The sequence below is a fragment of the Pseudoalteromonas luteoviolacea genome (assembly GCF_001696455.1).
Taxonomy (GTDB): Bacteria; Pseudomonadota; Gammaproteobacteria; order Enterobacterales; family Alteromonadaceae; genus Pseudoalteromonas; species Pseudoalteromonas luteoviolacea_C.
Map to the genome: position 1 here is coordinate 863921 of NZ_MAUJ01000001.1, position 14015 is coordinate 877935.

A 14015-nucleotide genomic window follows, 5' to 3' on the forward strand; every position below is an offset into this window, starting at 1 on the left:
GGTAAAAATCCAATTAAAACAAATGGATATATTTTTTTAGTTAAATTGAAGAATTGTGGGCTCAACGTACCAATCAGATAAGAGAACGTCGTAATTTTATTTTTATTGAGTAAATGCCGTAATTCACTAATTAGAGAGTTTTGTCTATGGTTAAATCTTGCGTGTAGGTGATGCAAAATTGCTAAATTTGCACGATTATTCAATTTATTAAGGAAGGTGGAATTATGCGACTGGTAGTGTTTTTGGTATCAATGGTAAATTTTAGCGTTCAAGCTGGCCCTTGTAATAGCGATCAATATCGTAACTTTGACTTTTGGCTTGGAGAATGGCGAGTTGAGTCTAATGGAAAACTGGCTGGTAGCAGCAAAATCAGTAAAATTTTAGGTGGTTGTGTTTTGCTAGAAGAATACGAGACGCCGACTGGTTTTAAGGGAAAAAGTCTAAACATTTTCGACAAATCTTCTGGTAAGTGGCATCAAACCTGGACTGATAACACCGGTTTATTACTCAAATTAGAAGGTGAGTTTTTAGATGGTAAAATGGTTCTGCGTGGGCAGACTAAGCAACCTGATGGTGTTGTCAAAACGCATGAGATTAGATGGGAAAAAAGCGCGGAGCATAGGGTACATCAGCATTGGCGTACGTCTTTAGATCTAAAACTTTGGAAAACGGAATTCTACGGAGAATACAGCTTAAAAGCAGACGCTGAATCAAAGATACAAAGTGTTACAAGTAAAGAAGGGCAAAAACCTCAGTACTGATTGACATACATTGTCTAGTACTATTAATTAAGACTGTATAGTTTATGAGACTCGAAAATCGACTAACCAATTAAAGGGTAGGTGAGCTCGGCGTTGTGCTGACTTCATTATTAAAAAGTTTCATTGATACAATTGAATTAATGCAAAGATTAATAAATTGCCAAGATATAATTTAACGAATGAATTGTGTTGTGCATTTTTGTATAGTGCTTAAAAGGTAATATTGAAGTATGTGTAAAGGGAAGTCATGCCTATATCTGTATTTGTTTTAATTTGTTTAATAGGTATGTTGCATCACTATATTGGTTATAAGCTCATCCTAACGAAAAAAGCGTTAGACAAAGTTGAACCTAAATATCTACTAGGTAAGTACTGTACAAAAAGGGTCTTGAAAAATATCTGGCATTTCTCTACAGCGTGTTGGTTCGGGTTCGCAGCTTTAATCTTTATGCTTACAATTGGTAAAACACCGACCAAAGATGCTTTGATCATGATAGTAACTGTGATTTTTTCGGTAAGCGGCTGGCTATCCTCTACATTCAGATGTGCAAAGACCATTTATTGTCTTACTTTTATATTTGTCGCCGGGTTTAGCGCGGCACATATTTAACCTTTTTGGTATGAACAATTCAGCCAGAGTCGATATTATTCCTGATTCTGGCTGTAGGTTAGTTTGGCGCTACACTATTTTAAAAGTGCCTTTCATAATCGCAAAATGACCAGGGAATGAGCAAAAGAATTGGTAATTACCGTCCTTACTCAGACCTTTTGTTGAAAAGGTAATAGAAGTAGATTCTCCACCGCCTATCACTTTAGTTGAAGCAAAGACTCTCACATCGTCTGGTTTAACGTAATTGTTTTTCACACCAGCGCGCATCCCATCAGAAGCGACTGCCTTTACATTCTTCTTCTCTGTTAGTACCCAGTTATGGCCCATGGCGGCTGCTGGTAACTTACCTGTGTGGATCAAAGTGAGCTTAACCTGCTCACATTTACTAGGAACTGACATTGTTTTCTTAGAAAACTGCATCATGTCATTTGACTCTACAGATAATTCACATTCGTTTGCACTACTATGGAAAGCCGACGATGCCAGCGCTGCAACTGTAAATTTAGTCAAGTTGTTCATTGATGTTACTCCTTGAATAGAAATTATTATCATTATCTTGCAAACACATGCGTTAGTAAATTGCTAATTTCCTAAATGAGGTAAGTTTGAAGAATTTATTTTGATTTAGAACACCACATCTTCTTTTGGATGAAAGACACTTGAATTTAGATTTGAGTTAGCAAAATTTGTTAAACCTGATATCTTCTATTTTGCGTGAGTTTTTGAATTCATTTTTAGTTTTTCGTCGGTAGTAATCGTCCTGTTTACTTCATTATCTGGATCATAATGTTCACCGTAAATAAGAACGTTTCCACCTTTCATAATTACCTCTCGGAATTATCTTCAACTTTAAGAATAGCCTGTATAGGCTTGAAAGATCACGTCACTTTTTTAAAACAGACTATTCAGCGTTCTACGAAAACCACTGAATGCTCGGAACTGACACACATTAAACTGTCAGATTTTTTCAGTTCTAGACAGGCCAAGTTAAGACTTTCCAGTTTTCACGTTGATTTTATACTCCTATCGTTCTTTATCTAGGTGAAAGAGCTCCTACAGCTAGTTAATTACTTTTCACTTTCTTCCTGCCTTAGACATTTTAAAAATATTTTAAGGTGACTGTTATTTCTTCGAGTGTTTACGGTTTGTAATAATAAGTTTCATTTGGCTAATGATTTTAACATTTTCATGAGCTCAAGTTGATTGTTGAGCTTTTGACAGTCTTCCCGCCTTAATTCTACGTAAATTGACATTGTTTTTTAATTTTTCTGACAAAAAACTTTAATAAAAGGTTGCAATGTTAAAAATTAACAGATAACTTGTATTTGAAAGGGGTACAAAATAACAGCAAGTAGGAAACTATCGCAGTGGAAGCGACAACAATAAAAACTATCCACTAAGGAATTAACATGAAAAATACATTTAAGCTAACTTCGTTAGCACTGGCCTTATCAGCACTTTCATCAACAGTCGTACAAGCGCAAGAGACTAAACAGTACATTTTAAAGCAAAGTGACTTAAGCATTTTTGCGCCTGAAACGAGTCGTTTTTCCAGAGCGAATATTGCACTTGATTTTGGTGCAGAGCCAGCTGCGGAAATACTCTCTAATGACCATTCTGGCAAAGTTGTCACGATGGCACTTACACCGGAACAGGCTGCTAAATTGAAAGCGTCAGGTCAGTACAAATATGTTGAAGAAGATTATGAGTACAAGCCGTTCAATGCTGCGTCTTCAGGTGAGGTTTCACCTTATGGTCTAGCAGAGGTACAAGCACCATTGTTACAAGATACGAATGCAGATCTTTTTAAAGTTTGTGTTATTGACTCTGGTTATGACCTTGGGCACCCTGATTTACCTCAAAACGCAACTGGTTTTACTGATTTACCGGGTGGCCTTACTTGGTATCAAGACGGTTCTGGACATGGTACACACGTAGCGGGAACAATCGTCGCACTCAAAAATGGTACTGGTGTTGTTGGTGTTTTACCAAATGATAAAGTAGGCATTCATAATGTGCGTGTATTCGACAACGATGGTAAACAAGGTTTAACGTCACGTATTGCCCGTGCAGTAGACAACTGTGTTGAAAATGGTGCTAAGGTCATCAATATGAGCTTAGGTGGTGGTAGCCCTAGCCAATACTTCCAAGAGCGACTGCAAGCCGCATATGATAAAGGTGTATTACTGATAGCTGCAGCTGGTAATGACGGCAATGCCACAATGAGTTATCCAGCAAGCTACGATACGGTAGTATCTGTTGCGAACATCGATGAAAACCGCGTTAAAAACCCATCATCTCAATACAATGCACAAGTAGAGATCTCAGCTCCGGGCACAAATGTATTATCTACAGTGCCTAGAGGCACAGGTGTACTAGCTGGTGTTACTGCTGGTGGTGTGTTTGTGCAAGGTGCCGGTATGACTAATTCAGTTGAAGGCAAAGTGAGCGCTGAGCTAGTTGATTGTGGTCAAGGCCTAACAAGTTGTGCGGCAACGCAAAGCATCTGCCTAATTGAGCGCGGTGGTGCGTCATTCAAAGACAAAGCAGCAAATTGTCAAGCAGGTGGCGGTGTTGCAGCTATCGTTTATAACAATGCGCCGGGTGCCTTTGGTGGTACATTGGGTGATGGTGTTCACGGTGTAACAATTCCTGTTATTTCTTTGTCGCAAGAGCAAGGTACTGCACTGCAAAGTTCGGTTGGTTCAACGGTTGAGTTGCAGCTAGAAGCTATTTTAGATTACAGCGAAAAATCAGGTACTTCGATGGCTAGCCCTCATGTTGCAGGTGTTGCAGCGCTAGTATGGAGTCAGCACCCAAGCTGTTCTAATGTTGATATTCGAAATGCACTTAATGCAACTGCAATTGACCTAGGTACAGTCGGCCGTGATGATGAATATGGCTATGGATTAGTACAGGCTAAAGCGGCATCTGACTATATCGCAACAAATGGTTGTGGTGGCGCGCAAGATAATAATGCGCCTGTTGCGAACTTCACTTTTAGCTGTAATGACTTAGCTTGTACGTTCGACGCAACTTCTAGCCGTGATGCAGATGGCCAAATTATTAGCTACGACTGGAATATCGATGGTTTTAACGCAACGGGTTCAAAAGTGGCTCACACTTTTGCTAATGCAGGCAGCTATCAAGTTTCGGTAACTATAACTGATGATTTTGGTGCAACGCACAGTGTTGCGAAATCTGTAACTGTTACAGATGGTGGAAATCAAACTGGTTGTATCGGTTTAGACACTTGGTCTTCAGCAAAAATCTATGTCGGTGGCACCGAGGTTGCTTATAACGGTCGTAAATATCGCAGTAACTGGTGGAACAGAGGTGCAAACCCTGAGCAAAATTCAAATGTAGGTAATGATTGGAAAGTTTGGACTGATTTAGGACTATGTAACTAATTCCTTATTGTACGATTGAGTAGTAGAGTTAAAGGCGACACTAGTGTCGCCTTTTTTTGTATTGAAGAGTTCTAGCAAGGGGAAATGTTTGCCAGCCTTTTATCAGATGACTTTTGCTCAATGTTTTACTTTTGCGATACTTAAGTGGGGAGTTAACGTGCTGACAGTAAAGTCAAAGTGGAATTGTAATTTTCTAACGAGCCGTGTGTTGGTCTCAAATGTAACAGTGTCCTTCCTTGAACACTGTTACAGCGTTAACGAAAATAATTTAGAAACGATACTTTAAATTGGCAGTCACTGTACGACGTTGGCCATAGAAGCAATCGCCTCGTACTAGACAGCTTGTAATAACGGTTTTATCAGCGAGGTTATCGACATTTAAGCTCAGCTCGTAGTCACCAAAGTTATAACCGATCATCATATCAAAAAGAGTAAAGCTGTCGGTTGTCAGTGCTTTGTGATAGTCAACACCACCAACACTTACAGAGCGACTTCCATCAAAAGTCTTTCCTACGTAACGAATGCCAGCACCGAACTTTAACCCTTCAACAAGGTTATCAGCGCGGTAAGTTGCCCAAACTGAGGCCAAATGCTCAGGGGTAGCCGACAGTGGTGCATCATCAGTGGCTATTGCTCCAACTGCACCTTGTAAGGCTGCTGCTCTTAAGGTTGGATCTTGAACAGCAAATGCGCCAGACAAAATTGTTTCAGGTGATTGTGGTGTTGTGTCATTTTCTGTAGTCGTGTAAGCATATGATGCATAAACATCAAATTGTTCCCACTCTAATTGAGCTTCTAACTCAAAACCTTCAACAGAAACTTCGCCATCTTGCAAATGCAAAGTAGGGGATACACGACGAATATGGTTTTTGTCTTTGATGTGGAATACGCTTGCTGTAATTAGATGCTCAGTACCAGCTGGCTGATACTTAACACCATACTCAAATTGCTCACCTTCTTTTGGCTTATACGCGCCGCCTTGTGGCTTTAAATCATAGAGCGGTTGGAAAGATTCTGAATAGCTTGCATAAGGTGAAAGGCCATTGTCGAACAAATACAAAGCTCCAATTCGACCTGTGGTAGCGCTTTGGCTATCGGATTTTCCTGATGTCTCTGTATCAACATTATCGTGACGCAATGCAGTATTAACAACGAAGCCACCGTATTCGAAAGTTGTTTGAATATATCCACCCAGCTGTGTATCTACTTTTTCAGGTGCGTCGACAGTGACTGTTGTTGGGAGTGCATCGGCTTGACCATAAACAGGGCTATACAAGTCTAGTAAGCTACTCACTGCTCCACGTTGGGTATCAGCATCTGTTTTTGCATCTTGGTAGTCGATACCGGCAACTAAGTTAACTTCCAGATCACCAAAATCAACATATTGATGTATCTGAATATCGCTTAAAAAGCTGGTCGCGTCACCATCTGTCATACTAAAGGTACGGCTTATTGAGCGCTTGTCCTGTTGAAATGCTGGTGGCCAAGAAAAGATCGTTCTGTACTCCGATGCACTATCACTATAACGTGTTGACCAGCTGATATGTGTGCTATCTGAAATACTGTGTTCTAAAATTGTTGTTAACGCAAATTGCTCTGTGTCGTATCGATCCCAACCCGGTTCACTAACAAATCGCTCGCTGGGGATCTGTCCGTATTGCGCTGGTTTGATAGTACCTTCGTGTGGGAAAAACTGAGTCGAAGATCCCGACTCGTTTTTTTGCATGTTTGCCAATACAGTGAAGCGTGTATCGTCATTGATATCCCACGCAAAGCTAGGTGCAAAAACAAGCGTATTGTCATCTACAAAGTCTGTTTGTGTACCACTGTCTCGGTAGACGCCAACAACGCGCGTTTGAAACTCGTTACTATTGCCAAACGACGTATTGTAATCTCCAGCTATTTGTACTCTGTCGTAGTTACCTACCTGAGCCCAAAACTCGCCTTGAGTTTCTTCATGCGGACGCTTTGATACAGAGTTAACAATACCACCCGTTGAACCTTGACCATATAAAACGGAAGAAGGGCCTTTTAATATTTCAACACGCTCTAATGTATAAGGGTTGACTCGGGTATTGTTGTAGTGGCCGAATTGCATTTGCAAGCCATCTACATATACCAGCGGGTCAACACCGCGGATTTTAGACCAATCGCCTCGCGTGTCTACGCCATAAGGACCATTGTAAACACCTGCCACATAGCCAATTGCATCTTGTAGCGTTTCTGCGCCAAGGTCAGCAATACGTTGAGAGGTTAATACAGAAACCGAAACGGGAGTTTTTGTGATCGGCACGTCTGACTTAGACGCACTTGCACTAACGTATGAAATTAGGCCCTTCGGGCTGACTTCAATGACTTCAATGACTTCAAGATCTTTATTTTTTGTGTTGTCGTCTGCAACGGCTGCACTTGAAAGTGCGATGGCGAGTGCAGAAATAAGCGTTGGATATTTTTTGTTGAATGAGCGCATGTTATTCCCTATTTAGAATTATTGCGCAAATGATATTGAAAATGATAACGGTTATCAATGGGGTTTTGTTGTTGTTTTGTTCATTAAACAGACTGTTATAAATTTAGAAATATTCACTACATAAGTTGTTTCTATACTTTTACATATGTTCCCATTGGAGGAAAATTTGGTTCGACAAAAATTGAGTATTTACTCGGTTCTCTCAGAGTTAATATGCTTTCACTTGAAAAATTAAGTGCCTGTATTGAATCACAATTAGCAGCTATCTCATTGTATGTTTTTTGCGGTTAACAGAGGGAAATACAGGACCATTGGTAGTGATTAAGCCGATCTCAATAGGATATAATCGAGGTAAGCTATAAGAGGTAAATGTAAATTTGAACTGGCAAGCTCTCGTCGATAATCGACAACGATTTTTTTGGGTACTACAAATTTCAGGGTGGATTGGCTACGCGTTGGTCAATTATATCGGCTCTAAAGTCTTTGAAATGCGTGATATTTATGTCTTTGTAATTGTACTCAATGCGTATGCTGGTTGTTTGATGACGGTGCCATTGAGGTATCTTTATCGACGAGTATGGAACGCAAAACCTTGGATACTTATATTCGTTGTGTTTAGCGTGTCATATATAACTGGCACGTTATGGTCAGTGGTTCAAAAGTACAACCTGTGGGAAATATATAGACATGGATATCGCCCTGATGAGTGGTTCTATTATCTTCACCAAGGGCTAGATTCAGTTTACATTGTACTTTGTTGGAGTGGATTGTATTTTGGTATTAAGTACTATCAATTACTTCAAAGTGAAAGGCAAAAGGCATTAAAAGCAAACACGATGGCTCACGAAGCACAACTTAAAATGCTTCGATACCAGTTGAATCCTCATTTTTTGTTCAATACTTTAAATGCCATTTCGACGTTGGTATTGGTTGAGGAAAATAAAGACGCAAATCAGATGGTTTCTAGGCTAAGTGATTTCTTGCGTTATACCTTAAATACAGATCCAATCAAAAAGGTTCCTCTAGAGCAGGAACTTCATGCATTGAAGCTGTATCTAGAAATAGAGAAGGTTAGGTTTGATGAACGCTTGGCTATCGATTTAGATATTACGGAGCAAGCCAAACAAGCATTAGTGCCTAGCTTAATATTGCAGCCCTTGATTGAAAACTCCATTAAATATGCGATTGCGCATATGGATGAAGGTGGCAAGATAGAAATTAAAGCACAAGTATTTGCCAATGAGCTATTGTTAGAAGTTGGAGACAATGGTCCCGGCGCAGATTTGGACAATGGGCAGTTGAAAAGCGCTGGTGGTGTTGGCATAGCAAATACGCAAGATAGATTAAAAACGCTTTACGAGAACAATTTCTCGTTTGTGCTATCAAATAATACGCCTTCAGGACTGAAGGCTAATATACGAGTTCCGTTTGAAAAGGCCGAGAAGTGAAGTAATGAGCAAGATTAAAACGCTAATTGTTGATGATGAGCCGTTAGCCAGAAAAGGGTTGGCCGTCAGACTTAAAGATTTTGAAGAAATAGAAGTAGTTGAGCTATGTAATGGTGGCCAAAAAGCCATTGAGTTATGCCAGCAGCAAGATATCGATTTGGTCTTTTTAGATATCCAAATGCCTGGTATGAATGGCTTTGAGGTAGCTAGAACCCTTAGCGAGAGCGTTAAACCCCTACCAGCAATAGTCTTTGTTACGGCTTTTGATCACTATGCGGTAAAGGCGTTTGAGATTCATGCTTTGGATTACATACTCAAACCAGTAGATGACAACAGACTAAAACAGGCGATAGAAAAAGTGCAGAGCTATCTAAAAACTCAACAAGATAATGCCCATAAGAAAAAGCTTGCTAGCTTTGTTGCAGGGATCACAGGTAATAACTGTGAAGAGATCCTGAAAAAACTAGCAACTGGTGATGTAATAGAAGACAAAAAGTTTCCTGAATCACTTGCGGTAAAAGAGCAGGGGGAAATCATTAGAGTTTCCACAGCAACGATTCAATGGATTGATGCGGCAGGCGACTATATGTGTCTTCACTGTGCAGATGGCCAGACTCATATTTTAAGAAAAACCATGAAAGAACTAGAACAAGAGCTGGATCCAAAGCTATTTGTGAGAGTTCACCGTTCTGCAATTGTTAACACGGGTCAAATCAGTAAACTTGTCACGCAAAGTAGTGGTGAGTATTTGTTGGTTTTAGACAATGGTCAGGAGCTTAAAGTTAGCCGAAGCTACCGCGACAAAGTAAAGTCTGCATTGGCGAGTTAATAAGTATCTGCATTTAGTTTTAGTCTGGCAACAAAAAAGCCCAACTTGCAGAGCTGGGCTTAAGAAGTTTATAGGCTAATTATACCTTTAAACGGTGACTATTTTCATTGTATTGGTTGCACCAATAGTTTCCATTAGGTCACCGTGTGTCAGAATTACCGTGTCGCCTTTCTCTAGCGAGCCACCTTCAACGAGTGTATTCAGTGCATCGCGAACAATTGTATCAGCTGTGCAGCTTGTTGAATCAAAATACACTGGGTAAACACCGCGATAAAGTGCTGTTTGGCCGAGTGTTGAGGCGTGTCTTGAAAGCGAGAAAATTGGTAAACCAGAGCTAATTCTAGACATAAGCTTAGATGTGTTACCAGACTCTGTCAGAGCAACAATTGCTTTTACTGAATCCAGGTGGTTAGCTGCATACATGGCAGACAATGCAAGTGTTTCTGAAGTGTCAGAGAACATACTGTCCAGCCTGTGTTTAGATATGTGTGTTTCAGGCTGTGATTCGGCACCTAAACATACACGTGCCATTGTAGCTACCGTTTCTTCAGGGTAATCACCGGCTGCCGTTTCTGCTGAAAGCATTACGGCATCGGTACCATCTAGCACAGCGTTAGCGACATCCATAACCTCTGCACGTGTTGGCATTGGGTTATCTATCATTGACTCCATCATTTGTGTTGCTGTAATTACCGTTCTATTTAAAGAGCGTGCGCGACTAATGATTTGCTTTTGTTTGCCTACCAGTGCGGCATCGCCAATTTCAACACCCAGATCGCCACGTGCTACCATAACTGCATCTGATGCTAAAACGATGTCATCAATCGCTTCGATAGTATCTACTGCTTCTGCGCGTTCAATTTTCGCTAGCAACTGTGCGTTTGAACCGGCTTTTTCCGCAAGGCTACGGACATAGCGCATATCATCGCCACTGCGAGGGAATGATACAGCGATATAATCAACACCGATTTCTGTCGCTGTGATTAAATCTTGTTTATCTTTGTCTGTAAAAGCTGGTGCAGTAAGTCCACCACCAAGACGGTTGATGCCTTTATTGTTTGAAAGGATGCCGCCAACTGTCACCGTGCAATTGACTTTTTGACCAACGACGTCGTCGACAGTCAATTGAATAAGGCCATCGTTTAACAACAGTAGGTCGCCTGTTTGAACATCTTGTGGTAGCTCTTTATAGTCGATACCCACAGACTCAATTGTCCCTTCACCTAAACCAAGCTCAGCATCTAGTGTAAACTTTGCGCCCACTTGCAAGTCAACTTTACCTTCTGAGAAAGTTGATACACGAATTTTTGGCCCTTGGAGGTCCGCAAGAATAGCAACATGTTTGTCTAATCTTTTTGCTATTTCTCGAACTGCATCGGCTCTGTCTTTATGATCTTGTGCCACCCCGTGGGAAAAGTTTAGTCGTACTACATTAGCACCGGCGCGTATGATTTTTTCTAAATTATTATCTCTATCTGTAGCTGGTCCCAATGTGGCAACTATTTTTGTGCGTCTAAGCATCAGATTCTCCTGTAGGCTGTACTTGCTAACATCTTTCTTGAAATTAGGTTGAAAAGTAATCGTTTACAGTGTGTTTGATTAAATAATGTCAGATAATCACGTTTTTCTGTAAAGTTTTGCCGTTTAACCCTTTTTCATACACAAATTAAATTATATGATCTGTATGACGTGATTATGACACCGGTGTCAGGTGTCGTCAATCTAAGAGTGAGATAAGATCTCTTTTAACACTCTGACTTATAATGCGATCAGCCAGTGTGTAAGGCAAAAAAATTTGCTTGTGTTGAAGCGTGTTATGACTGAATTAGTACTAAACTTTAACAGCTTAGTATAAAGAGTGGCCAGAGCAGCACATTGCATGCTACTCAGGTATAATGTACTCGACATCGTGAAAACGAATTAAAGTGTGGTTGTTACCGAGGAGGAAACTTAATGCAAGTTGCATTAGTTGGTTTAGGTGTGATGGGCAAGAACCTCGCGCTTAATTTAATTGAAAAAGGTATGACGTTAGTCGCCTATGATAAAAATCCAGACGCTGGTGCAGAGTTAATTAGCTGCGCACAATCGTTAGGTGTAGAAGAGCGTCTCCATATCGTATCGGATCTCGGTGATATGGTTAAAAGGCTTGAGCCTCCTCGTTCGGTTTTATTGTTGGTACCAGCTGGTGAGTTGGTTGATACCGTATGTAATGAATTGATTGAAGCCGGCGTGTCAAAGGGTGATATCATTGTTGATTGCGGTAACAGTAACTACAAAGATGGTATTGCACGTAAACTTAAATATCAAAATAAATTTGAGTTTGCGACTATGGGTATATCTGGTGGCGCTGAAGGCGCCCGTCATGGCCCCGCGATGATGGCCAGTGGCTCTGAAGGTGGTTGGGAGCGTTTGGTTCCTTGGTTTGAAAAAGTAGCTGCAAGTTACAACGAAGAGTCTTGCTTTGCGCGTGTAGGTCAATCAGCAAGCGGCCACTTTGTAAAAATGGTTCACAATGGTATTGAGTACGCTTTAATGCAGCTCATTGCCGAAATTTATCATTTACTACGAATTGGTACGGGCAGAACACCTAAAGAAGTCGCTGAAATTTTTGAGTCTTGGTCAGAGGGTGAACTAAATAGTTATCTACTATCTATTTCTCGTCATATTCTAAGCCTTGAGGACAGTAATCAAACGCCTCTAGTTGACTTAATTGACAACAAAGTTGGCGCAAAGGGGACTGGCCTTTGGACTGCTCAAAACGCGTTAGAGTTGGGCATTGCGGTTCCTTCTTTAGTTGCTGCGGTACAGGCTCGCCATTTAACAAACACGATTAGCACGCTAGCGGCTAAAGAAATGACTTATCAAACGAAAGAAACCAATAAGGTGGACATTGACCTTGAAGAGCTTAAGTCAGCATTCTATTTTGCTAGCCTGCTTTGCTATCGTCAGGGTTTAGCCTTAATTAAAGGCGCATCTCGTTCTCATCAATGGAAAGTGGATCTAGCTAAAACGCTACAAACATGGCGAGCTGGTTGTATTATCCGAGCTGATTATTTAGATGATATTGCAAAAGGCGTAGATTTTATTGATACGCTTTCAGACGAAGCCAATGCACTGAGAAGTATTACAGGACAAGCAATCCAAACGGGTTTGGCGTTTCCTGTACTGGCTTCTACACAGACATACATCGCGACATTGAGTACGCCAAGCAATGGACATTTAGTGCAAGCACAGCGTGACTATTTTGGTGAGCATGGAATTAAAACGCACAGCGGTGAAACATCTCACCTTACAGATTTAGTGGATCTGCCTGAAAAAGTGAGATAACCAGCTAGATTAGAAAAGGCCACGGTGGTGGCCTTTTTAATGTGCAATGCTAACCCTTTAGTTCTCATAAGTATAAATACAATCGAGGACTAACGAGTGAGTTCACCTCTTAAATCGTCTTGCATCAAGTGGCGAATTGTTTCTAATTCAAGCGCTTGGCTAAATAAGTAATGTAGTTTAGTGAGACAGGCCTCCAAGGTCATATCGTAACCACTGATCACACCACAATTCAGTAGGGCATTACCTGTCGCATATCCCCCCATATTAACTTGGCCTTGAATGCACTGGGTGAGGTTAACAATAACAACACCGCGTTCTGAGGCTGCTCTCAGCGCATCGAGTATCTCTTTTTGTTGCGGCGCGTTACCTACACCAAAGCTCAGTAAAATCAACGCTTTTACGTCACTTGAAAGAACGTTTTCAACCATGTTAGCGCTTATCCCTGGGTAAAGGTGTAACACAGCAATGGGTTGCGATTTAATAGACGTGACTTCAAGCTCTTGATCAACGTAAGGGCTCAGTTTACCTTCTTGCAATTGAATGTTAATCCCAACTTGGGCAAGCGGAGGCAAGTTTGGTGAAGCAAATGCATCGAAACCATCGGCATGTGCCTTCAATGCTCTATTTCCCCGAAACAATTTATTATTAAAAAATAAACTCACCTCGGCAATAGGATAATTGGCAGCGAGGTACATCGCATTGAGTAGATTTACCTGACCATCGGATCTTAATTGTGACAAGGGAATTTGTGAACCAGTAACGATAATTGGCTTTGTTAAATTTTCAAACATAAAAGACAAAGCAGAGGCTGTATAGGCCATTGTATCTGTACCATGGAGCACAACAAATCCATCATAGTCATTGTATTTTGACTTGATGTCTTCTGCAATTAACTGCCAGTGTTTTGGCGACATGTCTGAAGAGTCTATCAGTGGGCAGTATTCGTGAATGTCGAATAACGGCATTTCTTCACGGGTGAACTCGGCGTTATTTTTTACCGTTTCAGTTAGGTAACCAGCAACAGGCACGTAGCCTCTGCTAGATTGTTTCATACCAATTGTACCACCTGTATAGGCAATGTAGATTTTTTTTCTTTTCATAAAAAAGCCCAGAAACATTTCTGGGCTTAGTATATCAACTGCAGCATCACATTGCAGTTT

Annotated in this window: 9 protein-coding genes; 5 read left to right on the forward strand and 4 right to left on the reverse strand. The window is 40.8% G+C overall.

The annotated features are described in order from the left end of the window. Positions 1-224: 224 nt before the first annotated feature. Positions 225-761, forward strand: coding sequence for a hypothetical protein (locus A7985_RS03640; protein WP_065789045.1), 537 nt, complete (start codon positions 225-227; stop codon positions 759-761). Between the two features lie 679 nt (positions 762-1440). On the opposite strand, the gene azu is transcribed toward A7985_RS03640, so the two are convergent. After that, positions 1441-1890 carry an azurin gene (gene azu / locus A7985_RS03650; protein ID WP_065789047.1) on the reverse strand — a complete coding sequence of 150 codons (450 nt, stop codon included), beginning with the start codon at positions 1888-1890 and terminating at the stop codon, positions 1441-1443. A gap of 890 nt (positions 1891-2780) precedes the next feature. On the opposite strand from azu, the gene A7985_RS03655 reads away from it, so the two are divergent. Then, the gene (locus A7985_RS03655; protein WP_065789048.1) at positions 2781-4781 is read left to right on the forward strand and encodes a S8 family serine peptidase; all 2001 of its coding nucleotides are present in this window, start codon (positions 2781-2783) and stop codon (positions 4779-4781) included. A 268-nt stretch (positions 4782-5049) separates the two neighbouring features. Here the strand turns inward: A7985_RS03655 and A7985_RS03660 are convergent, their stop codons facing one another. Further along, positions 5050-7251 carry a TonB-dependent siderophore receptor gene (locus A7985_RS03660; protein WP_065789049.1) on the reverse strand — a complete coding sequence of 734 codons (2202 nt, stop codon included), beginning with the start codon at positions 7249-7251 and terminating at the stop codon, positions 5050-5052. 377 nt (positions 7252-7628) lie between these two features. Here A7985_RS03660 and A7985_RS03665 point away from each other — a divergent pair, with 377 nt between their 5' ends. Then, positions 7629-8699 carry a sensor histidine kinase gene (locus A7985_RS03665; RefSeq protein WP_065789050.1) on the forward strand — a complete coding sequence of 357 codons (1071 nt, stop codon included), beginning with the start codon at positions 7629-7631 and terminating at the stop codon, positions 8697-8699. A 4-nt stretch (positions 8700-8703) separates the two neighbouring features. Beyond that, on the forward strand, positions 8704-9528 hold the full coding sequence (locus A7985_RS03670) for a LytR/AlgR family response regulator transcription factor (protein ID WP_063373605.1): 825 nt from the start codon (positions 8704-8706) through the stop codon (positions 9526-9528). 87 nt (positions 9529-9615) lie between these two features. On the opposite strand, the gene pyk is transcribed toward A7985_RS03670, so the two are convergent. After that, complete coding sequence (gene pyk / locus A7985_RS03675) at positions 9616-11049, reverse strand: pyruvate kinase (RefSeq protein WP_065789051.1); 1434 nt, start codon at positions 11047-11049, stop codon at positions 9616-9618. A 432-nt stretch (positions 11050-11481) separates the two neighbouring features. Between pyk and gndA the strand changes: the two genes are divergently transcribed. Beyond that, the gene (gndA, locus tag A7985_RS03680) at positions 11482-12855 is read left to right on the forward strand and encodes an NADP-dependent phosphogluconate dehydrogenase (RefSeq protein WP_065789052.1); all 1374 of its coding nucleotides are present in this window, start codon (positions 11482-11484) and stop codon (positions 12853-12855) included. Positions 12856-12944: 89 nt separating this feature from the next. Here gndA and ansA read toward each other — a convergent pair whose 3' ends face one another. Continuing rightward, positions 12945-13955: an asparaginase gene (ansA, locus tag A7985_RS03685; RefSeq protein WP_065790017.1), complete on the reverse strand. Its 1011-nt coding sequence runs from the start codon at positions 13953-13955 to the stop codon at positions 12945-12947. Between the last annotated feature and the right edge of the window lie 60 nt (positions 13956-14015).